This is a genomic window from Acidaminococcus sp. HCP3S3_G9_1, from assembly GCF_052122455.1.
In the GTDB taxonomy this organism is placed as follows: Bacteria; Bacillota; Negativicutes; order Acidaminococcales; family Acidaminococcaceae; genus Acidaminococcus.
In genome coordinates, this window is the sequence record NZ_JBQKCH010000003.1 from 40526 (window position 1) to 62131 (window position 21606).

Annotated in this window: 25 protein-coding genes, 1 other RNA gene and 1 riboswitch; of the genes, 17 read left to right on the forward strand and 9 right to left on the reverse strand. The window is 51.2% G+C overall.

The window, feature by feature from the left end; all coding sequences use genetic code 11:
- Positions 1 to 3 precede the first annotated feature (3 nt).
- The 9 genes from ACTQY1_RS02745 to ACTQY1_RS02785 all read left to right on the forward strand — a co-directional run bounded on the left by ACTQY1_RS02745 (position 4) and on the right by ACTQY1_RS02785 (position 9459).
- Positions 4 to 807, forward strand: a complete 804-nt coding sequence (locus ACTQY1_RS02745) for a class I SAM-dependent methyltransferase (RefSeq protein WP_154488514.1) — start codon at positions 4 to 6, stop codon at positions 805 to 807.
- Complete coding sequence (miaA, locus tag ACTQY1_RS02750) at positions 797 to 1744, forward strand: tRNA (adenosine(37)-N6)-dimethylallyltransferase MiaA (protein ID WP_154488513.1); 948 nt, start codon at positions 797 to 799, stop codon at positions 1742 to 1744. The genes ACTQY1_RS02745 and miaA overlap by 11 nt, the downstream gene beginning before the upstream one ends.
- A gap of 92 nt (positions 1745 to 1836) precedes the next feature.
- Complete coding sequence (gene hfq, locus ACTQY1_RS02755) at positions 1837 to 2106, forward strand: RNA chaperone Hfq (RefSeq protein WP_022488317.1); 270 nt, start codon at positions 1837 to 1839, stop codon at positions 2104 to 2106.
- Positions 2081 to 2986: a site-specific tyrosine recombinase XerD gene (xerD, locus tag ACTQY1_RS02760; RefSeq protein ID WP_022488316.1), complete on the forward strand. Its 906-nt coding sequence runs from the start codon at positions 2081 to 2083 to the stop codon at positions 2984 to 2986. The genes hfq and xerD overlap by 26 nt, the downstream gene beginning before the upstream one ends.
- A gap of 14 nt (positions 2987 to 3000) precedes the next feature.
- Complete coding sequence (htpX, locus tag ACTQY1_RS02765) at positions 3001 to 3861, forward strand: zinc metalloprotease HtpX (RefSeq protein WP_441373768.1); 861 nt, start codon at positions 3001 to 3003, stop codon at positions 3859 to 3861.
- Positions 3862 to 4172: 311 nt separating this feature from the next.
- The gene (locus tag ACTQY1_RS02770) at positions 4173 to 5414 is read left to right on the forward strand and encodes a sodium/glutamate symporter (RefSeq protein ID WP_012938553.1); all 1242 of its coding nucleotides are present in this window, start codon (positions 4173 to 4175) and stop codon (positions 5412 to 5414) included.
- 197 nt (positions 5415 to 5611) lie between these two features.
- Entirely contained in the window at positions 5612 to 6322 is a 711-nt protein-coding gene (locus ACTQY1_RS02775; RefSeq protein WP_022488314.1) for an anaerobic ribonucleoside-triphosphate reductase activating protein, read from the forward strand.
- A gap of 117 nt (positions 6323 to 6439) precedes the next feature.
- Entirely contained in the window at positions 6440 to 8848 is a 2409-nt protein-coding gene (locus ACTQY1_RS02780) for a ribonucleoside triphosphate reductase (protein ID WP_441373769.1), read from the forward strand.
- A 356-nt stretch (positions 8849 to 9204) separates the two neighbouring features.
- Positions 9205 to 9459 (forward strand): hypothetical protein, encoded by a 255-nt coding sequence (locus ACTQY1_RS02785; RefSeq protein ID WP_022488312.1) that lies wholly within the window; start codon positions 9205 to 9207, stop codon positions 9457 to 9459.
- A gap of 770 nt (positions 9460 to 10229) precedes the next feature.
- On the opposite strand, the gene ACTQY1_RS02790 is transcribed toward ACTQY1_RS02785, so the two are convergent.
- From ACTQY1_RS02790 to ACTQY1_RS02820, 7 genes are all read right to left on the reverse strand, one after another.
- Positions 10230 to 10418 (reverse strand): hypothetical protein, encoded by a 189-nt coding sequence (locus tag ACTQY1_RS02790; protein WP_012939284.1) that lies wholly within the window; start codon positions 10416 to 10418, stop codon positions 10230 to 10232.
- Positions 10419 to 10883: 465 nt separating this feature from the next.
- Positions 10884 to 12194: a DUF927 domain-containing protein gene (locus ACTQY1_RS02795; protein ID WP_441373770.1), complete on the reverse strand. Its 1311-nt coding sequence runs from the start codon at positions 12192 to 12194 to the stop codon at positions 10884 to 10886.
- A gap of 10 nt (positions 12195 to 12204) precedes the next feature.
- Positions 12205 to 13638: a hypothetical protein gene (locus tag ACTQY1_RS02800; RefSeq protein ID WP_441373771.1), complete on the reverse strand. Its 1434-nt coding sequence runs from the start codon at positions 13636 to 13638 to the stop codon at positions 12205 to 12207.
- A gap of 170 nt (positions 13639 to 13808) precedes the next feature.
- Positions 13809 to 14024 (reverse strand): hypothetical protein, encoded by a 216-nt coding sequence (locus ACTQY1_RS02805; RefSeq protein WP_302123728.1) that lies wholly within the window; start codon positions 14022 to 14024, stop codon positions 13809 to 13811.
- Positions 14006 to 14254 carry a hypothetical protein gene (locus tag ACTQY1_RS02810; protein WP_441373772.1) on the reverse strand — a complete coding sequence of 83 codons (249 nt, stop codon included), beginning with the start codon at positions 14252 to 14254 and terminating at the stop codon, positions 14006 to 14008. Before ACTQY1_RS02810 ends, ACTQY1_RS02805 begins: the two co-directional genes overlap by 19 nt.
- 123 nt (positions 14255 to 14377) lie before the next feature.
- Positions 14378 to 14617 (reverse strand): helix-turn-helix transcriptional regulator, encoded by a 240-nt coding sequence (locus tag ACTQY1_RS02815; protein ID WP_441373773.1) that lies wholly within the window; start codon positions 14615 to 14617, stop codon positions 14378 to 14380.
- 46 nt (positions 14618 to 14663) lie between these two features.
- Entirely contained in the window at positions 14664 to 14861 is a 198-nt protein-coding gene (locus tag ACTQY1_RS02820) for a helix-turn-helix domain-containing protein (protein WP_154488744.1), read from the reverse strand.
- A 156-nt stretch (positions 14862 to 15017) separates the two neighbouring features.
- Here ACTQY1_RS02820 and ACTQY1_RS02825 point away from each other — a divergent pair, with 156 nt between their 5' ends.
- Complete coding sequence (locus ACTQY1_RS02825; RefSeq protein ID WP_441373774.1) at positions 15018 to 15563, forward strand: helix-turn-helix domain-containing protein; 546 nt, start codon at positions 15018 to 15020, stop codon at positions 15561 to 15563.
- Positions 15564 to 15631: 68 nt separating this feature from the next.
- Positions 15632 to 16825, forward strand: a complete 1194-nt coding sequence (locus ACTQY1_RS02830; RefSeq protein WP_441373775.1) for a tyrosine-type recombinase/integrase — start codon at positions 15632 to 15634, stop codon at positions 16823 to 16825.
- 275 nt (positions 16826 to 17100) lie between these two features.
- On the opposite strand, the gene ssrA is transcribed toward ACTQY1_RS02830, so the two are convergent.
- Together ssrA and ACTQY1_RS02840 are read right to left on the reverse strand one after the other, a co-directional pair.
- Positions 17101 to 17449, reverse strand: a transfer-messenger RNA (tmRNA) gene (ssrA, locus tag ACTQY1_RS02835).
- Positions 17450 to 17475: 26 nt separating this feature from the next.
- Positions 17476 to 17757, reverse strand: a complete 282-nt coding sequence (locus tag ACTQY1_RS02840) for a hypothetical protein (RefSeq protein ID WP_022488310.1) — start codon at positions 17755 to 17757, stop codon at positions 17476 to 17478.
- Between the two features lie 177 nt (positions 17758 to 17934).
- On the opposite strand from ACTQY1_RS02840, the gene ACTQY1_RS02845 reads away from it, so the two are divergent.
- The 6 genes from ACTQY1_RS02845 to dapB all read left to right on the forward strand — a co-directional run bounded on the left by ACTQY1_RS02845 (position 17935) and on the right by dapB (position 21596).
- Positions 17935 to 18309 carry a desulfoferrodoxin family protein gene (locus ACTQY1_RS02845; protein ID WP_441368697.1) on the forward strand — a complete coding sequence of 125 codons (375 nt, stop codon included), beginning with the start codon at positions 17935 to 17937 and terminating at the stop codon, positions 18307 to 18309.
- Positions 18310 to 18454: 145 nt separating this feature from the next.
- A complete protein-coding gene (locus tag ACTQY1_RS02850; RefSeq protein ID WP_022488308.1) occupies positions 18455 to 19033 on the forward strand; it encodes a thiamine phosphate synthase in 579 nt (192 codons plus the stop codon).
- A 59-nt stretch (positions 19034 to 19092) separates the two neighbouring features.
- Complete coding sequence (locus tag ACTQY1_RS02855; protein WP_022488307.1) at positions 19093 to 19584, forward strand: hypothetical protein; 492 nt, start codon at positions 19093 to 19095, stop codon at positions 19582 to 19584.
- Positions 19565 to 20017: a deoxyUTP pyrophosphatase gene (locus ACTQY1_RS02860; protein ID WP_022488306.1), complete on the forward strand. Its 453-nt coding sequence runs from the start codon at positions 19565 to 19567 to the stop codon at positions 20015 to 20017. The genes ACTQY1_RS02855 and ACTQY1_RS02860 overlap by 20 nt, the downstream gene beginning before the upstream one ends.
- 9 nt (positions 20018 to 20026) lie before the next feature.
- Entirely contained in the window at positions 20027 to 20470 is a 444-nt protein-coding gene (locus ACTQY1_RS02865; RefSeq protein WP_022488305.1) for a hypothetical protein, read from the forward strand.
- Between the two features lie 72 nt (positions 20471 to 20542).
- Positions 20543 to 20704: riboswitch (Lysine riboswitch) on the forward strand.
- Positions 20705 to 20822: 118 nt separating this feature from the next.
- Positions 20823 to 21596: a 4-hydroxy-tetrahydrodipicolinate reductase gene (dapB, locus tag ACTQY1_RS02870; protein ID WP_022488304.1), complete on the forward strand. Its 774-nt coding sequence runs from the start codon at positions 20823 to 20825 to the stop codon at positions 21594 to 21596.
- Positions 21597 to 21606: the final 10 nt, after the last annotated feature.

Below are 21606 nucleotides of genomic sequence, written 5' to 3' on the forward strand. Positions count from 1 at the left end.
TTCATGTCCATCTATGCGGTGACGGCCATCCGGAAATGCGGCACCGAACTGTACAACGAAGCCCAAAGCTGGGCCCGCACCCTGGATCTGCCCTATATTCCCCGGCCCATCCACGGTACCCTGGACCAGCTGCTTCGGGACAGGGGGCTGAAGGCGGTGCTGGTGGCCACCCATCAGGGACCCCAGGTGTATACGGAAGAAGGGATCCTGAAATACCATCCCTCCATGGGGGTGCCCCGGATCCGGAACCTGAAGCGGGGCGGGTCGGACCATCTGGCCCAGGCCTGCGGCTTCCGGCCCGGCATGCGGGTACTGGACTGCACCCTGGGCCTGGCGGCAGATGCAGTGGTGGCCTCCTTCCTGGTGGGCCCTGCCGGGAAAGTGGTGGGGCTGGAAGCCTCCCCGGTGCTGTACTGGGCTGTGGCCCAGGGACTGCAGCACTACGAGATCGAGGACCCGGACATTACCGCCAGCCTCCGGCGGATTGAACCCCGGCTGGGGAAGGCGGAGGACCTTTTGCCTGCTTTTCCTGCCGATTCCTTTGATGTGGTCTATTTCGACCCCATGTTCCGGAAACCGGTGGGGAATTCTGCCAGCATGCAGCCTCTCCGGCCCGCCTCCTACCACAAGCCCCTGGATGCCGGGATGATCCGGGACGCCCTGCGGCTGGCCCCCCGGGTGGTGGTGAAGGAGCGGGATGAAGACCTGCTCCGGAGCCTGGGAGCCCGGGAGATCCAGGGAGGCAAATACAGCAAGCTCCGGTACGGAATCATCCTCCGGGAGGAAGGGGACCAGGATGGAAAATAAACCCAGAGTCATTGCCATCATCGGCCCCACTGCCACCGGCAAAAGCCACTGCGGCATCGCCCTGGCCCAAAAACTGGGGGGAGAGATCATTTCCGGAGATTCCATGCTGGTGTTCAAACACATGGACATTGCCACCGCCAAACCTACGGCGGAAGAACTGGCCCTGGTGCCCCACCATCTGGTGGACATCCTGGAGCCGGACGGCAAATTTTCCGTGGTGGATTTTCAGCAGCAGGCGGACCGGCTGATCCGGGACTGCAATGCCCGGGGGAAAGTGCCCATCCTGGTGGGAGGCACCGGTCTGTACATTAAGGCCCTGCTGGAAGCCTACGATTTTTCCCGGGTGGACGAGTCTTCTGCCCTGCGCCGGCAGCTGGAGGAATTCGCCGACCGGGAAGGGAATGAGGCCCTTCATGACAAGCTGAAAGTATTAGACCCGGTAAAGGCCAATGAATTGAAGATTAACGACAGAAGGCGTATAATAAGGGCAATCGAAACGATCCGGGGCGGGGACCGGGTGTCCACGGCCAAGGCCACTGAAAGTCCCTACCAGGCGGTCGTATTCGGGTTGACAATGCCTCGCGATTCTTTGTATGAGCGGATCAACCGGCGGGTTGATCTTATGGTGGAACAGGGCCTTTTTGAAGAAACCAGGAAGCTGGTGGCCATGGGGGTGCCGGAAACGGCCCAGTCCATGAAGAGCATCGGGTACCGGCAGGTGCTTCAGTATTTCCATGGTGAATGGACAAAAGAAGAAGTCATCGCCAAACTGAAACAGGCCACCCGGAACTTTGCCAAGCGCCAGATCACCTGGTACAAGAAAATGCCCTACATCCAGTGGTTCCAGCTGGACGATCCTCCCGATTACGGGAAATGTGTCGCAGCCATGCTGGCAGCCCTGGCAGAACAGAAGTTTATTCCGCAACAGGAACCCTGAGGCGTTAAGCGGCCCTTCGGCCACTGAAGCTCAAGGCGGATGCTGCCCAGGCAGACTCCGTGCCAAATCCCAACAAGAGAGAAGGAATACCTATGACAACAGGTAACAATAAACCATTGAATTTACAGGACAGCTTTCTGAACAAAGTACGCAGCGAAAAAAAGACCATTGTGGTGTATCTCCTTAATGGCTTCCAGGTCCGTGGCAGGGTCTGGGGCTTCGACAACTTCACTGTCATCATGGAAAGTGAAGGGAAGCAGCAGCTGATCTACAAACATGCCATCTCCACCATCGCTCCCTTGGAAAACGAGGCAATTCTAGTGCTGAAAAAAGGGAATGATCAGGGTGTCACTAAGGAATAAACTGGAAAAAGAAATCAATCTGTTTTTGGAATATCTGACAGTGGAACTGGGGCTGGCCTACAACACCCGGGAATCCTATGGCCGGGATCTCCGTCTGTTTGCAGGCTGGATCAAAAAGCCCCTGGAAGAAGTCCAGCGGGAAGATATCCTGGGGTACATGCGGATGCTGAAGCAGCACCAGTACGCCCCCACCTCTGCTTCCCGGAAGCTGGCGGCCCTCAAGGCCTTTTTCCGCTTTATGACCGCTGAAGGGTTCCTGGAAGAGGATCCTTCGGAAGTGGTGGAAGCAGGGAGCCGGGGAGTGGTGCTTCCCAAGGTCATGAGCCTGGAGGAAGTGAAGCAGCTGTTTTCCGCTCCCGACCTGACCCAGCCGGAAGGGTTCCGGGACCGGACCATGCTGGAAGTGATGTACGCTACGGGCATGCGGGTTTCCGAACTGCTGAACCTGAAACGGGCCAGTGTGAACCTGGAGACCCGGTATGTGATCGCCTACGGGAAAGGATCCAAGGAGCGGCTGATCCCTCTGGGACAGTACGCCATCCAGTTCCTGAAAAAGTACCTGGCGGAAGTGCGGCCTCTTTTTGTGAAGAACGGGAAGGACGATGACAGCCTGTTCCTGACCATCCGGGGCACTGGCATGACCCGTCAGCGGTTCTGGCAGATCATCCGGGCCTACGGAGTGAAGGCGGGGATCCAGAAGCCTCTTACACCCCACATCCTCCGGCATTCTTTCGCCACCCACATGCTGGACAACGGGGCAGACCTCCGGACGGTCCAGGAGCTTCTGGGCCATGCGGACATTTCCACCACCCAGATCTATACCCATCTTACCAACAACCGGTTGAAAAAAGTCTTCGACAAAACCCATCCCAGAGCGTAACGAGGTGAAAAAACATGATGAAAACCACACTCTTAATGGGCCTGATGACCGGTCTCCTGCTGCTGATCGGCGACTATATCGGCGGCAGCAGCGGCATGACCGTGATGCTGGCCTTTTCTCTGATTTCCAATGTATTGCTGTACTGGTACAGTGACAAACTGGTCATTGCCCAGTATGATGCACGGCCGGTGGACGCCGGGAGCGCTCCTCAGCTGTACGGCATTGTGCAGAGTCTGGCCCGGCGGGCCCAGCTGCCCATGCCCCGGGTGTATGTGGTGGATACGGCGCTGCCCAATGCCTTTGCCACCGGACGGAATCCGGAACATGCGGCGGTCTGTGTCACCACAGGCCTCATGGAGATGCTCACGCCCCGGGAAGTGGCCGGGGTGCTGGGCCACGAAATGAGCCATGTGAAGCACAACGATATCCTGATCAGCACCATTGCCGCCGGCATGGCCGGGATCATTTCCGTCATGGCCCGGTTCGCCTTCTGGTTCGGCGGGGACCGGGATGACCGGCGGAACAATCCGTTGGCCGGGATCCTGATGCTGGTGCTGACGCCTTTGGCCGCGGCGGTGATCCAGCTGGCCATTTCCCGTACCCGGGAATACATGGCCGATTTCACCGGGGGCCAGCTCAGCGGGGACCCGGATGCCCTGGCAGACGCCCTGGAAAAGATCGAAGGGTATGCCCGTACCCGGACCATGCCCCGGGCCACGGAAGCCACGGCCCATATGTTCATCATTTCTCCGTTCTCTGCCAAAGATGCCCAGGCCATTTTCAGTACCCATCCGCCTACCGAAAAGCGGATCGAACGCCTGCGCCAGGAGGCCCAGGAAATGCGCAGCCGGGGCATGATCGACCCGGTGGTGTAAGGGGGAAAAAAGGGGGGGGTGTTGCACGTCCTGTGCAACACCCCCCTTTTTTTATGAATCGTTACAATGTCCACGATCTGCCATACAGGATGCCTTATTTATACCATCCTGCAGGGCAATGTATTCTGTATAGGCACAATCTTCATTGTGTAACAAATAAGATAACGGTTATAGTTATCAATATTCAGACTATTCCCTTGAATTTGTGACTTTATTGTGCTACAATATTCCAGTAACGAAGGTCAGCCGGGCTGGAGCCGGCTGACGCGCTGCATGGTTTCATTATTTTTTATTTAGAGGGGGTTTCAAAAATGGAGAGGATGATTATTAAATTATCCATGTTCCACACATTGGCATTGGGTGTACTTTCCATCTGGTTCGGTGACTGGCTGAGAGCCAAATTCCCGTTCCTGAAGAAGTACTGCCTGCCTGGTGCAGTTGTCGGCGGTACGATTTTTGCCATTATCAGTTTATTGCTTTACAACGCGGGCATCTGCGAACTGCAATTTGACTACAAGGTAGCCAACAGCCTGTTCTACTGCATCTTCTTTGCCGCCAGCGGTGCGGCAGCCAGCCTGAGCCTGCTGAAAACCGGCGGCAAATACGTGGTGCTGTTCTGCATTTCCGCTGCCGTCCTGGCCGCTCTTCAGAACGGTATCGCCCTGGGCCTGGGCTCTGTACTGAAGGTTCCGCCTCTGCTGTCCATGATGACCGGTTCCATTCCCATGACCGGGGGCCACGGCAACGCCGCAGCCTTTGCTCCCATCGCCGTACAGTTCGGCCAGAGCAATGCCATGGAAGCCGCCATCGCTGCAGCCACCTTTGGTCTGATCTCCGGCGCCATCATCGGCGGGCCTTTTGGCCGGTTCATCGTCCGGAGACATCACCTGGAAGATCCTGCTCTGGATGGGAAGGGTGAAATGGAAGAAGAATCCGGGAAGTCCACCATGGGCAACCTGATGCACAAAGGGGATGTGGTCCAGGCCATGTACCTGATGTGCTTCGCCCTGGGGGTTGGCGGTGCCGTGTTCACCGTGCTGAAAGCCCTGCACATCTCCTTCCCGATCCACGTATGCTGCATGTTTGCCGGCATCCTGATCCGTCTGTTCTTCGACGCCAAGAAGGGCGCAGATCATACGGCCCTGTATGAAGGCATCGATACCGTTGGGGACTTCTCCCTGGGTCTGTTCGTGTCCATGTCCATCATTTCCATGAAACTGTGGACCCTGGCCGGCATGGGCCTCCAGCTGTTCATCCTCTGCATGGCCCAGGCCATTTTCATCATCTTCTACTCCTATTTCGTGGATTTCTTCGGAATGGGCAAGAACTACGATGCAGCAGTCATCGCCGTTGGTCATACCGGGTTCGGCCTGGGTGCCGTGCCCGTATCCATGGTAACCATGACGGCCGTGTGCAAGAAGTACCGTTACTCCAAACTGGCCTTCTTCGTGGTACCGGTTATCGGTGGGTTCCTGAGCAACATCACCAACGCCATCATCATCAGTAAGTTCCTGGACATTGCACATACCATGCAAATGGCCATGGGGCTGTAAGCGCAAGGATAGTCAACAGAATATCCAATCACACAAAGAGGATCCTGCTCCAGAGGGTCCTCTTTTCGCATATCTGAGAAAATTTCCCAAACCCGCATCCCGCCTTGCGTTCCATGAACACACGTTTTTGTCAAGTCTTTTATATTTTTTCAGCCGTGATATAATGATACCGATTTGTCAGGAGGGGAGGGAGAAACATGCACATTGCCGGCTGGCAGAAAGTATCCCTGGTGGATTACCCGGGGAAAGTGGCCTGCACCCTGTTTACCGGGGGATGCAATCTCCGGTGTCCCTACTGCCACAACAGCGAGCTCCTGGAAGGCGAAATGCCCTCCCAGGATATGGAGGAAGTGATGGCCTATCTGGACGCCCGGAAGGGCATCCTGGACGGTGTGGTGGTCAGCGGAGGAGAGCCCTGTCTCCAGCCTGATCTGGCAGCCTTCCTGGCACGGCTGAAGGAAAAAGATCTTTTGGTGAAGCTGGATACCAACGGGTGTTATCCGGACCTTCTGGGAGAGATCCTGAACCGGCACCTGGTGGATTACGTGGCCATGGACTGGAAAAACGCTCCGGAAGACTACGCCCTTACTGTGGGCCGGGAGGTATCCCCTCTGGAACAGGTGACCGGGAGCCTGGATAAGCTCCTTTCCGGATCCGTCCCCTTCGAGCTTCGTACAACCGTTGTGGAACAGCTCCACACCGAACGTTCGTTTGAAAAAATCCGGGATTACCTGGAGCCGCTCCTTGCCAAAAAAGGGAAAAAGATCCCGGCTTTTTATCTCCAGGCTTTCAAGGACCGGGACACCGTCCCCTTTGCCGGCTTCACTGCTCCGGATAAAAAATCCCTGGAACGGTATGCAGCCTTGCTGGAGCCCCTGGCGGACAAGGTTGGACTGCGGGGCGTATGACACAACATCTAGTATACAACGTTGTATATTACCACCATATATTGACAAGCGTTCCAATACGGGCTACAATGAAAGAGCATTTTGGAAGAGCAATCAAGAGAAAGAGGGAATGGAGCCATGTATTCAGTGGTAAAACGCGATGGCCAGATCGTTGATTTTGACGTGACCAAGATCAGCAGTGCCATTACCAAAGCATTCGAAGCACTTCACAAAAACTACCATCCCAGCATCATCAACATGCTGGCTCTGCAAGTCACTGCCGACTTCGATCCCAAGATTAAGGACAATCTGATCAGCGTGGAAAGCATCCAGGACAGTGTGGAAAAGGTACTGTCCGATTCCGGCTATGCCGATGTGGCAAAGGCCTATATCCTGTACCGGAAACAGCGGGAGCAGATCCGGAACGTGAATTCCTCCCTGCTGAACTACAAGGAACTGGTGGACAACTACCTCCATGTCAACGACTGGCGGGTAAAGGAAAATTCCACGGTCACCTATTCCGTAGGGGGCCTGATCCTGTCCAACAGCGGAGCCATTACCGCTAACTACTGGCTGAATGAAATCTACGACAAGGAAGTGGCTGACGCCCACAAAAGCGCTGCCATGCATATCCACGATCTGAGCATGCTCACCGGCTACTGCGCCGGCTGGAGCCTGAAACAGCTGATCCAGGAAGGACTGGGTGGCATCCCCGGGAAGATCACTTCTTCTCCCGCGAGCCACCTGTCCACCCTGTGCAACCAGATGGTGAACTTCCTGGGCATCATGCAGAACGAATGGGCCGGAGCCCAGGCTTTCTCTTCTTTTGATACCTATCTGGCGCCTTTTGTGAAAAAGGACAACCTGAGCTATAAGGAAGTGAAGCAGTGCGTCCAGTCCTTCATCTACGGGGTGAACACTCCCAGCCGGTGGGGTACCCAGGCACCGTTTTCCAACATCACCCTGGACTGGACCGTCCCCGACGACCTGAAAGACGTGCCTGCCATTGTGGGGGGTAAGGAACAGGACTTCACCTATGGGGACTGCAAGAAGGAAATGGATATGGTGAACAAGGCCTTCATCGAAAACATGATCGAAGGGGACGCCAACGGGAGAGGCTTCCAGTATCCCATTCCCACCTATTCCATTACCAAGGATTTCGACTGGAGCGATACGGAAAACAACCGGCTGCTCTTTGAAATGACCGCCAAATATGGCACTCCTTACTTCTCCAACTACATCAATTCCGACATGAAACCCAGCGATGTCCGGAGCATGTGCTGCCGGCTGCGGCTGGATCTCCGGGAGCTGCGGAAGAAATCCGGGGGCTTCTTCGGGTCCGGGGAATCCACCGGGTCCGTAGGGGTGGTCACCATCAACATGCCCCGGATTGCCTACCTGGCCAAGGACAAAGATGATTTTTACCGCCGACTGGACCATATGATGGACATTGCCGCCCGGAGCCTGAAGACCAAACGGACCGTAATCACCAAGCTGCTGGATGCCGGGCTCTATCCCTACACCAAACGGTACCTGGGCACCTTCAAGAACCACTTCAGTACCATCGGGCTCATTGGCATGAACGAAGTGGGGATCAACGCCAACTGGCTCCGGAAGGACCTGACCCATCCGGAAACCCTGGAATTCACCAAGGAAGTGCTGACCCATATGCGGGAACGGCTGAAGGATTACCAGGAACAGTACGGAGACCTGTACAACCTGGAAGCCACTCCGGCGGAATCCACCACCTACCGGCTGGCCAAGCACGACAAGGAACAGTATCCGGACATCATCACCGCCAACGAACACGGAACCCCGTATTACACCAACTCCTCCCATCTGCCGGTGGGGTATACGGAAGACCTGTTCACCGCCCTGGATATGGAAGATGATCTCCAGACCCTGTACACCTCCGGTACCGTATTCCATGCCTTCCTGGGCGAAAAACTGCCGGATTGGAACTCTGCCGCCGGTCTGGTGCGGAAGATTGCCAACAACTACAAGCTGCCCTATTTTACCTTGTCTCCCACCTACAGCATCTGCCGGGAACACGGGTATCTGAACGGGGAACAGTACACCTGCCCCTACTGCGGCAAGAAGACCGAAGTCTACAGCCGGATCACCGGATATTATCGGCCGGTGCAGAACTGGAACGACGGGAAGATCCAGGAATTCAAGGACCGGAAAGTCTATGACTTGGGCCAATCCCATCTGAACAAAGAAGAAGCCAAAGGCCAGCGGCCCCAGTTCCGCAAACCGGCGGTGAAACCGGCTCCCACTGAAGCCAAACAGGTGGTCAGCGCCGGCAGGGACAAAGGCTGGATCCTGTTCGGGACCCACACCTGCCCCAACTGCAAAATGGCTGTGAAAGAACTGGAAAAACACGGAGCCGCCTTTACAGAGATCTTCGCCGAAGAACATCCGGAACTGGCGGAAAAATACCAGGTGCAGAGCGCACCCACCCTGCTGGTAACCCAGGGAGACACCCTGAACAAAATCGAAGGGTTCGGACCCATCCGGGCCTTCATCAAGAAGCAGGGGATGTAAAAGAAAAAGGGATGTTGCACGGGCAACATCCCTTTTTTGTCTCGAGACTCGAGACCGAACCGCTGCGACCGGCCCTGCGGAGCCTAACCGATTGGCCGGTAGAAATCCGTAGGGGATGACCAAGGGCTGCGAAGCAATCCCGCCCGGTCATCCCGTATGCACGGACGAATGATGGAGCGGCGGCAGAGAAAAAACCGCCCAGAGAGCCCTCCAGAACGCCATACAGGAGAAAAGCCGGTATGTGGCCAAACGCATCATGCCAGGTTGAGAAAAACGGCAATGCCTGGCTAATGTAAAAACGATAAAAAGTATTGACTTTAAAGTAAAAGGATGGCCTGTTGAGAGGAGAAAATAAGATGAAAGTTAGGTATATTGGCCCCAATCAAGGGGTAGATGCGTTTACAAGTAATAAAATTTATGCAGTTGTTGGGGTCAAGGTTCCTTGGATAAAAATCATAGATGATTCGGGAGAAGACTATGTTTATTTGATTAACGAACCTCGTTTGCTGGATAGTGAGGTATCTGGTAAGTTTGAAATTGTTGAAGATGATGAAAATGGTACGTTAAAAAAAGCTTTTGACGAAGCAAAAAAATGGGCAAATCCAAACTGATTTTTATCGAAGAAAATCCCCCTGCTCCGGCAGCGGGCTTTTCTTCTGCCTGAATTTCATAGTGTTATACAAGGGCACCGGGAAACCGGCTGCCCTATTTTTATGCACAAAAAGGAGAGATGCAAGATGAAGAATGTGAAAACTATGGCCCTGGCTCTGGCAGCCGGTGTGGAACGCGGCTTTCCAGACTTTGAAAAAGTGCGCAAATTTTGCTCTGCTGATTTTTGAAAAGTTGGCAAAAAGTTGGCAAAACAGGCATGAAAAAAGGAACGGTGTGAAACGTCCAAACTGGTTTAAAAACCCCAAAACCCGCATGTTTACAAGGTTTTTAACAGTATGTGACGCTAACCCGTTCCCGTAATAAGCATTGGTGGAGATGAGGGGAAAGGCAAGCAGTACCGCCGTATTCACCACTTTATATAGACAAGTGCGCAAAAAGTGCGCAAACCAACATAAAATTTCATTGTGCTCCTGCAATAGGCCTGGATTTTTACCAGGTCTATTTTTTATGTGCAGGTGGCAAGGGATCCGGACAGATCGTTGCAAAGAAAAAAACAAGGGGCGCCCATGTTGTCAACCACCAGTAGGCCACAATGGTCACACCCCTTGCCTTCATGCTCTGTATTTTACACGGTTTTCAATTCTATTGCAACCGCCCCGCGTACTGAATTGGACCGGGTTTAATATGGGTGTTTGGGGTGAAACCCGCCCGCCCTATATACTTATACCTGTTTTCAATTCCGTACTTTTTAAAGGGGCTTAAACACGTGTTACCAGTCGAACGATTCCCGTTCGGCGTATTCGCCGTCCGTTCTTTCCTCATAATCATCATAGATTTCCTGCGGGGTGGAATCGCTAGGCATTTCCACTAACGAATCTTCCAGGGCTTCTTCCTGCGCATTGTCGCAAAAATCGTCATAATCGATATAATCGCCGTTTTCCATTTCAATATCATCCATCTTTTTAGCTCCTTTTATAAATTCCACTTTTTCAAACGACTTTTAAGGCCGGATAAGAAAAAATGGAAACCTACCGCCGAATTGCAAAATTGCCGCCCGATTTTTGGGACTATACCCCCCATTGCAGGGGGATCCCGTTGCCTAACAACGTAAAAATTATGCTGATTCATGATTATATTCCAGCTCCTTCTAACGATTCATACAAAAATGTATGAATGTATGAAGGACGTATGAAGCGAAACCCCGCATGAATAATAGCTCTGCGGCCTTTCATACATTTCATACATTCTAAAATAAGCATATATATAAATAAAATAAAAATGAAAATAAAAGAGAAATACACCCATTTCATTTTTTATTTTTTATTTTATTTATATTTTTATGTATGAAATGTATGTATGTATGAAGAAACCCGAAACCCCAGGTATAATGCGGGGTTTCGGGTATTCAATTTTCATACATGCTTCATACATTCATACATTCGCCCTTCGGCAATACAATCTTATAGCAGTAAAAGCGCTTGCCGTTCATTGAACTAGAATGAACATATCTTTTTCCGCTAGCCCTTTTAAGCCACCCTCTGCCTGCCCAGGTGTCCATCATAGTAGAATTAAAATTAAATCCCTTTCTACTTAATTCGCGTTCGCATACCTCCGTGTTAATGCTAGCAACGCCATTCTTAATCCTGCCCCAACTTGTATTAGAAGGGTAGTGGTAATTTCCCGCGTCGTCATCATATTCAAATTTATCCAGATTCTCGTTGATAACATATTCAAATTTATCCAGATTCTCGTTGATATGGTTAACCAGGTAGTAATAAGCCCGTACATCCGTACTGACTTCATTCTTGCTTTTAAGGAACGGGGCAACGTCTTTGGGCTGTAATCCTGGATAGTCGTAATGATAGAAGTAAACCCGGAGAATATCATCAGCACACATTAACAGCCCCATTGCTGCCGCCTGTTTGTCCGTCGTTCCGGTTTTTCTAAGGCTTGCAACAGTATCATCATACATTTTAACTAACATGTTTTTCCCTTGTTCATCGCTATCCCTTGCATAAAGTTCTTTTACCTTTGCGGTGTATGCAGGCCCCAGGAACCCGTAGCAATTTCTTACGATTCTAGCAACGTCTCTAGCAACGGCTTGTTGGTCTTTTTCTGGATCAATATCAAACAGGTTTTTACATTCGACTTCAATTAGACGGTTTACCGTGCCGCCCCCGCTGTTGCTGCTTGTCATGGGGTTTTCACCTGTAAAAATAAAACAGGTTTTGTGCCTTCCGGTTTCTCGCTGTTTCATGTTGGTATCAAGTCGGCCCCGTTCGGTTCCTTCTGTGATTTCATAAATAAACGGATCCCAACCTTTAAACCATGTCTGTTCTTCTATTGTTTTCGCTTCATCCCCAAAATAAGGAAGGCTATGAAGAAAGCAGGCCAGGCTTATTGTAGCGTTTTTAGTAGAACCCATAGTTTGAACATAGCCGCCGCCAACTTCCGGGTTTCCCCATACACTCGCGGCAACCATCATGGCAACGGTTTTTCCGTGCCCCGTGCTTCCCCATAAGAGAAATGCAAAAGGCGACACCCCAACCAGCTGAATCAGCGGGGCCGCAAGACTTGCGGCAACGGCTAACCGTGTAGGCATTTTATCTAGCAGGGGACGAACGTTTTTTAACCATTCGTCTAAACTTCCTTGCTTTGACTGGCCAATAGCACGGATAACCCGTTCATTTTCTTCACTGACTACCGCAATACCATCATAAGGTGCAAAATTCATAATACCCTCCTTAATCCTCAACCCATCCCAGGTGTCCAATACTTGTTAATTCTGGCAAGGTGTCCTTATTATCATTCAGACAACATGAAATAAATTTAACCAGTAGCTTTGCCGAATTTTCATCAACGGGTACCCCGTAGTTACCCAGGGTATTAACCTTTTTGGATTCACCCCAAAATTGCCTGGGGCGCGTGATTGTAATCCACTTGTTACCCCGTTTAAAGGCAACAGCAACGGAATACTGCCCGGTTTCCCTGTCGAGAAAACCCTTAACTGGCATAATGGGGACGGTACAGGCATCGGCGTATTGGGGCACCCCATCGGCTATAGATTTCAGACGTTTTACGCCTGTATCATCTGCAATCCAATCTCCACAAGCAAGGGAAAGGCCGTCTGGGGGATCCGTGTAACGTGTAACATTCCGCCTGCTCTGGCCTTGCGCTGCGGCTTTTACCTTGAAGGCTTTTAAAGTTTCCTTGAAACCCGTTGCTATTCCCAACTTGCGCGCCCTTGCTTTTGCCTTCATTTCGGCGCGTGCTTGCTCAGTAGGGGGAAGGCCGATTAACCAGATGAAAAAGCCCTCCTCGCTCATAGCGTTTTCATCCATGGTTTCTATTGCGTCAATGCAGTATTTTTCGGCGGTAAATTTGTAATTTTTAATTGCTTCCGGATCCCCGTTGGCCTGGAAATAGTCGGCAACGTCGCCTTTTTCGGGACACTCTGGCCATATATCCCGTAAATGAAGGATCCTGGCCCCGTGTTCCCGTTGCCAATAATCCGCATAATCGCGGCCGGGGCCGTCATTGTCGGGTATCACGATTTTATTGGAAAACTTGCCCAGGATTTCCTTGTCCGTTTCCGATAATTTGGGGCTTTCCGCGCCCGTGTTGGTACTCGTTGCCAGGAAGTCCGCCGCCGTCATTGAATCCGCGCATTTTTCGCCCTCAACGATATATAAAGGCGTATCCGGGGCCGCTTTGGCCAGTTTATCCAGTTTATCCAGGTTATACAGATTGTTGCAATGTTTCGGCTTTTTATAAACCAGGTTCCCGTCCGCGTCCGTGTAGAGAAAGCTGAATTTCTTATGACCATCCGCGAATTTTTCCCGAATCTTGCAATAGGCTTCCCTGCCGTCTGGATCCCGATAGGTATATACAATCCGTTCAACCCGCCGCCCGTGGTCCTTTGGCTTTTTAGGTTCAGCAGGGGCAGGGGCCTTTGCGGCAATGGGGGTTCCGCTGTTGTTTGTGTCCAGGGCTTTCAATACATCCGGGAGGGACTTGTGGCATTTCTGGCAATACAGCAACGTTTTTTCCCCGTCCCGATTTATATAAAGGTGGTCTTCATCCCCGCATACAGGACACTGCGCCACCAGGGCATTTCCCCTCTTGTGTACATTGGGAAGTTTTGTTAAAATTTCATCATAGGAAAGTTTGTTGCTCATTATTTTATACTCCTTTTAAAGATTTCTTCATTTTCCCTTTCATTGTTTCAACCCTTCCCCCTATTGTTACACACTGTTAAAATCGCTATAATAAAGAACAAGGACAAAACCCCTGCCCGGAATTTTGCCCTTTGCCGTTGTGAATGGTCGCTCATTCATGACGGCTGTTTTTATTTTTCAACGATTTCAAACAGGGCCTTTCTCATGCTGTCTGCCTTTAATTCTTCCCGTACTGCTACTTTCTTCATGAATTCGACAACTTCCGGGTAATTCTCATTGCCCGCAATGTCCCCCATGGTATTCCATAGTTCCGCCGATTTCAGAACCTGTTCAATATAATCCGTTACGGCTTTCATCTGTTCCCGCGTTACTCTGATTCTTTCCATGCTGCACACTCTCCTTTTACAACTTTTACCGTGTAGGATTTTTCCAGGCTGTTTATGGCCGCCTTTGGCCCCTTGCCGAACCGATAGGGAAACAGGGGGCAATCTGTCAAAACACAATCCCGGACTTCCGCCCGCTGATAACCAGAACAGTTTAAACATTTCGCCCGAATAGCCCGGGCCATTGAAGGGGTTTTAACGTCCAAAATTACAACTGTTTGTTTCTTGCTCATGGTTTCACCTCATTTCCACTTGTTGTGTAAATCTGCAACGGGTTAAAGCCGCCGCAATGCCAATAAATCCCCGCCCCGTATGGAATCCCATAGGGGCTTTATTTCGTTGCCGAAAAATGGGGTTTATTTCTTCAAATACGCCAGGTTCTGTTCTTTCAGAAATTCCATTAGATCCCGTTCCCGAACACGTTTCAGTGTGTTGCTTAAATCCAGGAACGCGCCCCGGTATTTCGGAATTGCCCGCATTTTGTTTAACAGCCGCCAAACTGTAGGCCTTGTAACAGAAAGCATTTCCGCAATCTCTGTGCGGCTCAACCAACGCGCGCCGTAGTCGTCAACGTAAATCGTTTTGACTTGTAACATGTTCATCCTTCCTTTCCCGACTCAATAAGCACTGACAGGGTACTTGTTATTTTTCGATAATGTCGGCCGGGGACACGTCCAGGGCCGCGGCAATCTTGCCAACGGTTTCCAGATTTGGCTTTCTTTTTCGGTTCAAAATTTGCCACATGGTACTGCGGCTAATTTTGGCCTTTTCTACCATTGCCGAAAGAGTGAGTTTGTTCTGTGCCATAAGAACGCACAATTTTTCAGTATTCAGTTTCATGAAATTCCCTCTTTGAAAATGATTGAATCATTACAATCTCATATTATCATCAAATGTTTTCAGTGTCAACATTGTGGTTTTCAATTTCCAAATTTATTTCAAATGTTTTCTTTTTCTCTGGGGTGTTGTATAATTTCATCATGGAGGTATATTTCTATGGAAATTGGAAAACGGATTAGATCATATCGGGAAAAACAAGGATTAACACAAGGTGATTTGGCAACACACGCCCATATTTCCCGAATTTCCCTGGGGAACTATGAGCGCGGGGAAAGAATCCCGCCCGTTGATATATTTTTGCGCATTGCCCAGGCATTGCACGTATCAACAGATGAACTGCTGGGATATTCTCCCGCTAAAGATCCTTTGCAAAAAGTTCTTTCTGATTTAAATTCTTGCGGTTTTCTCGCAAAACCGATTATGTACCCTAAGAATCCGGAATATCTTCCCTCTATGGTAGAAATTACGGACAAGGAAGGAAGCGTACATACCTACCCCAGGGATACTGTACTTTTTATTTTTGGCAAAGTTCAAGATTCTGTTTTATATCGGGACTTTAAATATAATTGCTATCTTACGGCAATGGATCAAATGACAGATACCATTGCTAAACAGTTTTATTTAATGGTCAAAAATGATAGTTCTTTTGCTGAAATAAAAAAGAAAATTTTAGAACAAGATCCAAACGCATTTGACAAATAACCTTTTTTCTCCCGACTCAATAAGCACTGACAGGGGCACAATGAGTAACGGGAAAGAAGGTATTTTATATGTGGATAACCAAAAGAACGAACAGCAAGGGAACTCGATATGTTTACCGGGAACGGTTTGAAGACAAGAAAACGGGGCTTAAATTAACTGTTTCTGTTACTTTGAATAGCAAGAACGCCCATGCCCAAAAGGTGGCAGCGCAAATGCTGCGGGAAAAGTTTGAAGAAAAACTAGACAACGGGGCAACGGAAAAGGCCCTGCGGCTGAACTCGTTGCCCCTTGAACAGGTTTGCAGGGAATGGAGGGCGGTTTCTGATATGACTGTAAAGGAACTAACCCGCCGGAATCATGAAAACTATGTTCGAAAAATCCTGGGCGGCTTGCCCCGGAATATCCTTTTCCATGACTTCACCCCTGCCCTTGCCGAAAAGCTGTTGTTCCGCTATTACTATCTGGATAAGCTGTCTTACAACTACTGTAAATCGCTGTTGGTTACCGTAAAAGCGGTAATGCGACACGCAAAAAAAGCCGGATATATTAACGATATAACCGACTATGAAAGTATTCAGTTGAAAAAACGCCCGGCAACCCCGGACGAACTGGCCAAAAGCAATAACAAGTTTCTGGATCATGACGAACTGAAAGAATGTCTGGCCCAACTGGACAGGCTGAACCACCGTGTTTGCCTTGCTATGGAGTTTCTTTCTTTAACGGGGCTACGTTGCGGGGAAATGCTTGCAGTACGCCGCAAGGACGTTGAACTGGACAAGGGGTTATTGCATGTTACGGGATCCATTGTAGGAACCGCCAAAAACGGGGAAGACGTACAGCGGGGAACCCCGAAAAACGTTTATTCCTACCGTACCATTACCTTGAACCAGAGGTCCATAGATATTATTGAGCAATTCAACCTGGCCAATAAGTGTATGAGCAAATGGGGCCGGGATGAATCCGGGCGGCCCTGCTGTTACAAGGACAGGGGATATATTTTTACCACCTGTTCCGGGTTCCCGCTGAACCGCCAATATATCAATGGTCTGTTACGACAGATCCAGATACCGGGGAAGCATATCAGCACCCATATTTTCAGACACACCCATATTTCCATGCTTGCGGCTATGGGTGTACCCGTAAAGGCTATAATGGCCAGAGTAGGCCACAATGACCCAAAAACAACGTTATCCGTTTACACTCATATCACCCAGGATATGCAGGAAAAACTGGATCGTTGCCTGGATAAAATGACAGTGTGAAAAAGTGCGCAAAATTAAGGGTAAAAGGACGTAAAAAGCTGTTAAAATTTTGCGCAAAAAAAGTCGCAAACCCAGACGGGGCGCGGCTTTCTAGGATTTTAAAAAGTGCGCAAAATTGCCCCTGCTGATTTTGCAGAAAGTGTGCAAAAAGTGCGCAAAACAGGCATGAAAAAGGAACGGTGTGAAACGTCCAAACTGGTTTAAAAACCCCCAAACCCGCATGTTTACAAGGTTTTTAACAGTATGTGACGCTAACCCGTTCCCGTAATAAGCATTGGTGGAGATGAGGGGAGTCGAACCCCTGTCCGAAAGCATTGCCATGCGAACTTCTCCGAGCGCAGACTGCATATTTTGTTTCGCAGCCGGCTTGCCTGCAGACGGGCCAGTCGACCTGCTATCTCGATGGGTTTCCCTGTCATCCTCCGAGAATTGGATGGCAGGTATCCTGCAAGTGTCGTCTATTCTTCTTCAGCAGGAATGAAGAGGAAAGACGTTAGCAATTTAAGCTGCTAAAGCGTAAGAATCGTCTGCGTTTATAACGCGTTTCCACCGTTTAATGGGGTTGGCGGAATCCCAGCTCGCTTATCGCACACCATCTACCCCCGTCGAAACCGGTACATCCCCAGGTATAGTGTGTACATTGTATTTTATCATGCCCATGTGGCTCCGTCAAGGGAGGCCAGGATTTCCCGGGCCCGGTCCACATCTTTTTCTTCCACATCGATGTAGTACATATCCCGGTCGATTTTTCCTTTAGGGCCAAAATCCCGGATATCCAGCTTGGCACCGCAGCCGCAGGCGGGGGCTTCGCTGGGAAGGGAGGTGGAGGAAAAGGAAATGCCGGCGTTTTTCAGGGCTTCTTTGGCAGTTTGCCAGTGGGCTTTGCAGCCTTTTTCCTTATAAACAGTGATCTTTTTGGTGAAAAATCCCATAAGGGGCCTCCTTTCAAATAGCAGATAATATTTTAAGCAAAGAATTATTATTTATTTACTATTATATCACATTATCCCCTTTCTTTCCTCCTGTTTTTATGGTATCATGGACTTGTCAGAAAAGATTGTCGACGAAGGCTGACAACCATACCATTTGCTTGTGAGGAGGAATTTTTTATGGAACAGAAATTCTACAAATGCGCTCATTGTGGGAAGATCATCGCTGTTGTGAAAGAAACCGGCGTGCCGGTAATGTGCTGCGGCCAGAAGATGGATGAACTGGTGCCCAATACCACGGACGCCGCTCAGGAAAAACATGTGCCGGTAGTGGAAGTTTCCGGCAATATCGTAACGGTGACCGTTGGTTCCGTGCTCCATCCCATGCAGCCGGAACATTACATTGAATGGATCTCCCTGCACACCAAACAGGGGAACCAGAGAAAAGAACTGAAGCCGGGGGATGCTCCCAAGGCCGTGTTCGCCCTGGTGGATGGGGATGAAGTGGAATTCGCTTACGCTTACTGCAACCTCCATGGGCTGTGGAAAAAGTGAATTTGGTTGTTAACGGTTAATAGTCAATGGCCGTTGGATGCCAGCACAGCTGGCTTTGAATGGATAAAAAGGACCTGCCGAACATCCGGCAGGCCCTTTTTTATGCTATAATCAACATAAAATCCCTGTCAAGGAGGCCTTTCCCATGTCGTTTCCCCTTTTCTGCATCACCAACCGGCATTTGTACTCCATGCCCTTTCTGGACCAGCTGGACCGGATCCTGACCCTTCGTCCGGCGGGAGTGATTTTGCGGGAAAAGGACCTTTCTTTGGAGGAATATGTTTCCCTGGGCCGGCAGGTGCTGGAAAAATGCCGCCGGGCGGGGGTTCCCTGCTGGTTCCATACTTTTGTGGAAGCGGCGCTGGAACTGGAGCCGGAGGGAATCCAGCTGCCCATGCCGGTGCTCCGGGCCTTGCCTCACAGGTGGCGGCAGAAATTCCCAGGGCAAGTGGGGGCCTCCTGCCACAGTCTGGAAGAGGTGCTGGAGGCAGCCTGGCTGGGGGCGGACTGCTGCACCTTCAGCCATATTTATCCCACCCGGTGCAAGCCGGGTCTGGCGCCCCGGGGCCTTGAACAGCTCCGGCAGGTGTGCGCCCAAAGCCCCATCCCCGTCTACGCCCTGGGAGGCATCACCCCGGAAAAGGTCCCGGAACTGAAAGAAGCCGGAGCCGCCGGGGCGGTGATGATGGGGTGGTGGGGAACTGTTGCCAGTCCAACCCCTTGACTTGCAACCTGGTATCCTATAATATGAAGGAATAAAACCAACTGTGAAGGAGTGGGCCTATGAAAAAACAACTGCTGGCCCTGGCGTTTTCCTGCTTTGTCCTTTGGGGCAGCGGGGATGCCCTGGCGGCCAAACCCACTGATTGGAGCCTTCTGGGAGAAAATACTTCCGGAGCCTACTATACGGACCTTGCCTCGTTCCGCCAGGAATCCAGGACCCCGTCCCTGACCCAGGCCACAGCCCGGGCAGTGCTGAAGAATCCCTCGTTCATCCGGCTGCTGGATCACCTGTATGCCAAGGATCTGAAAGAGGATGATTCGGCCAAAGAATGCATTATGGATGTGGAAATCAACCAAGCTGACCACACCTACCGGATCAACCAGATCCAGGTGCTGACCCGGAAAGGGAAGAGCCTGGAAAAGAAAAAGATCAAAGAAGAATTTCTCCCCATTCCTCAGCGGACCTTTGTGGCCGCCCTGGAAAAAGAGATCCAGGCCTGGAATCTGGAGAACAAAAAGGAGCCTGTGAAACATGAAAATCCGCGGATTTGAAAAAATCTCTTCCTATAAAGAGGTGGATTTCCCCCTGCCCAGCCGGCAGACCGCCCGGAGTGCCGGGTACGACATTTATCTGCCGGAAACCGTGACCATTCCGGCCCACAGCCAGAAAATGGTCCCCACCGGAGTAAAGGCCTACATGCAGGACAACGAATACCTGGGCATCCACATCCGGTCCAGCATGGCGGTGAAACGCCACCTGCGCCTGGTGAACAACGAAGGCATTGTGGATGCGGATTACTACAACAATCCAGACAACGAAGGCCATTTGCTGCTGGCCCTGGCCAATGACAGCAGCCAGGACGTGACCCTGGAAAAAGGGGAACGGGTGGCCCAGGGGATTTTCTATACGTATCTGCTGGCCGATGATGACGCCAGGGCTCCCAAACAGGAGCGGAGCGGCGGCTTCGGCAGCACCACGAAATGAGGGATGACCATGACGGACAATAAATGGAAGAAAATGATCGGCCTGGTGGACACCATGGGAGACTGGGGCGGCTACCAGCTGTATGAATGGTTCAAACTGTTCCCGGAACAGCGGGAAACGGCCCTCCGGGAATATATTTATTTGAAGGCTCACCTGATCCGGGGCTGCCTGACGGCCCTGAAAAAGGACCTTTCCAAAGAAGAATGGAATGAATTCTACCTGGCCCTGGGCAAACAGATGGAAGCCACTCCGGATTACAGCTACGGAGCCACCTATGATGGGCTGGTGGAAGCTCTCCGGGGCTACGAAGGCCAGAACCTGGCCCAGCAGAAAGCCATCTTTGCCAAACGGAGCACCATTGACAGCACGGTATATTCCCAGCAGTTTGTAAAAGATTTAACAAATTTCTTCAGCCGGACCCAGGCGGAACTGCGGAAAGGGCTCCGGGACTGAAAAAAGTTGTCTTCGGTAGTGAATAAAGGTTGACAAGTTGAAGATAAACTCCTATACTGTTACCATAACTAAACAAAAGATAGAGGCGCGGAAAACATCAGTAATTCTCTGAGGGACACCGTTGAGGGGAATGAAAGGGGAACCGCCGAAGCAAAGCTGCGGGTGCGCGCTTATGCTGGGATGCAGGTGAACAATCTGCAGACTGTCGCCTTTGGGTGGAGAGCTATCAATGGGAACGGAACCAAGTCCCCTGCCACGGCAGGAGCGGCTTCTTTTCTTGCAGGTCATTGGGCTCGCCTCGATGACCTGCTTTTTTGTCTCCCAAAGGATCAACAAAGGAGAGATGCACAGAATGATCAAAGTGATGGTAAACGGTGCCCTGGGCAGAATGGGGCATACAGTGGTACAAACGGTCCTGCAGCAGAAGGATATGGAACTGGTGGGCGCCGTGGACGTATTCGGCAAGGACAAAACCGTGGAAGGCTGCCCGGTGGATACGGACCTGGTACAGGCCCTGGAAGCCCATAAGCCCGATGTGGTGGTGGACTTCACCCGGCCGGATGTGGTCATGGGGAACCTGCGGATCATCCTGAACGCCGGGGTCAACGCCGTAGTAGGCACCACCGGCTTCACCCAGGAAAACCTGGGTGAACTGAAGGGCCTGGCGGAAAAGAACAACGTGGGCATCCTGGTTTGTCCCAACTTTGCCATGGGGGCGGTGCTGATGATGAAAATCGCCGCAGAAGTGGCCAAATACTTCCCCCAGGTGGAGATCATCGAAATGCATCATGACAAAAAGCTGGACGCTCCCAGCGGCACGGCCATCCTTACCGCCCAGAAACTGGCGGAAGTCCGGGGCGGCTTTGTCCAGCAGGGGAATCCCGATGAAGTGGAGAAACTGCCCCATGCCAGAGGCAGCGAATATGAAGGGATGCGGATCCACAGCGTACGGCTGCCCGGGTTCGTAGCCAGCCAGGAAATCATCTTCGGCAGCATGGGCGAAACCCTTACGGTGCGCAACGACCCGGTGAGCCGGGAATGCTACATGCCCGGTGTGATGCTGGGCTGCCGGACCATGGTAAACCGCAAGGGCCTGGTGTACGGACTGGATCAGATTCTGGATTAAGGATAAGAGG

What these genes read in the sequence shown, in the direction of transcription:
- ACTQY1_RS02855 (WP_022488307.1), top strand. Translation starts at nt 19,093, where the DNA reads ATGAAAAAACAACTGCTGGCCCTGGCGTTTTCCTGCTTTGTCCTTTGG.
- hfq (WP_022488317.1), top strand. Translation starts at nt 1,837, where the DNA reads ATGACAACAGGTAACAATAAACCATTGAATTTACAGGACAGCTTTCTG.
- ACTQY1_RS02845 (WP_441368697.1), top strand. Translation starts at nt 17,935, where the DNA reads ATGGAACAGAAATTCTACAAATGCGCTCATTGTGGGAAGATCATCGCT.
- ACTQY1_RS02840 (WP_022488310.1), bottom strand. Translation starts at nt 17,757, where the DNA reads ATGGGATTTTTCACCAAAAAGATCACTGTTTATAAGGAAAAAGGCTGC.
- ACTQY1_RS02830 (WP_441373775.1), top strand. Translation starts at nt 15,632, where the DNA reads ATGTGGATAACCAAAAGAACGAACAGCAAGGGAACTCGATATGTTTAC.
- ACTQY1_RS02825 (WP_441373774.1), top strand. Translation starts at nt 15,018, where the DNA reads ATGGAAATTGGAAAACGGATTAGATCATATCGGGAAAAACAAGGATTA.
- htpX (WP_441373768.1), top strand. Translation starts at nt 3,001, where the DNA reads ATGATGAAAACCACACTCTTAATGGGCCTGATGACCGGTCTCCTGCTG.
- ACTQY1_RS02790 (WP_012939284.1), bottom strand. Translation starts at nt 10,418, where the DNA reads ATGGATGATATTGAAATGGAAAACGGCGATTATATCGATTATGACGAT.
- xerD (WP_022488316.1), top strand. Translation starts at nt 2,081, where the DNA reads ATGATCAGGGTGTCACTAAGGAATAAACTGGAAAAAGAAATCAATCTG.
- ACTQY1_RS02860 (WP_022488306.1), top strand. Translation starts at nt 19,565, where the DNA reads ATGAAAATCCGCGGATTTGAAAAAATCTCTTCCTATAAAGAGGTGGAT.
- ACTQY1_RS02865 (WP_022488305.1), top strand. Translation starts at nt 20,027, where the DNA reads ATGACGGACAATAAATGGAAGAAAATGATCGGCCTGGTGGACACCATG.
- ACTQY1_RS02785 (WP_022488312.1), top strand. Translation starts at nt 9,205, where the DNA reads ATGAAAGTTAGGTATATTGGCCCCAATCAAGGGGTAGATGCGTTTACA.
- ACTQY1_RS02850 (WP_022488308.1), top strand. Translation starts at nt 18,455, where the DNA reads ATGTCGTTTCCCCTTTTCTGCATCACCAACCGGCATTTGTACTCCATG.
- ACTQY1_RS02810 (WP_441373772.1), bottom strand. Translation starts at nt 14,254, where the DNA reads ATGAGCAAGAAACAAACAGTTGTAATTTTGGACGTTAAAACCCCTTCA.
- ACTQY1_RS02780 (WP_441373769.1), top strand. Translation starts at nt 6,440, where the DNA reads ATGTATTCAGTGGTAAAACGCGATGGCCAGATCGTTGATTTTGACGTG.
- ACTQY1_RS02800 (WP_441373771.1), bottom strand. Translation starts at nt 13,638, where the DNA reads ATGAGCAACAAACTTTCCTATGATGAAATTTTAACAAAACTTCCCAAT.
- ACTQY1_RS02795 (WP_441373770.1), bottom strand. Translation starts at nt 12,194, where the DNA reads ATGAATTTTGCACCTTATGATGGTATTGCGGTAGTCAGTGAAGAAAAT.
- ACTQY1_RS02815 (WP_441373773.1), bottom strand. Translation starts at nt 14,617, where the DNA reads ATGTTACAAGTCAAAACGATTTACGTTGACGACTACGGCGCGCGTTGG.
- ACTQY1_RS02805 (WP_302123728.1), bottom strand. Translation starts at nt 14,024, where the DNA reads ATGGAAAGAATCAGAGTAACGCGGGAACAGATGAAAGCCGTAACGGAT.
- ACTQY1_RS02820 (WP_154488744.1), bottom strand. Translation starts at nt 14,861, where the DNA reads ATGAAACTGAATACTGAAAAATTGTGCGTTCTTATGGCACAGAACAAA.
- ACTQY1_RS02775 (WP_022488314.1), top strand. Translation starts at nt 5,612, where the DNA reads ATGCACATTGCCGGCTGGCAGAAAGTATCCCTGGTGGATTACCCGGGG.
- ACTQY1_RS02770 (WP_012938553.1), top strand. Translation starts at nt 4,173, where the DNA reads ATGGAGAGGATGATTATTAAATTATCCATGTTCCACACATTGGCATTG.
- dapB (WP_022488304.1), top strand. Translation starts at nt 20,823, where the DNA reads ATGATCAAAGTGATGGTAAACGGTGCCCTGGGCAGAATGGGGCATACA.
- ACTQY1_RS02745 (WP_154488514.1), top strand. Translation starts at nt 4, where the DNA reads ATGTCCATCTATGCGGTGACGGCCATCCGGAAATGCGGCACCGAACTG.
- miaA (WP_154488513.1), top strand. Translation starts at nt 797, where the DNA reads ATGGAAAATAAACCCAGAGTCATTGCCATCATCGGCCCCACTGCCACC.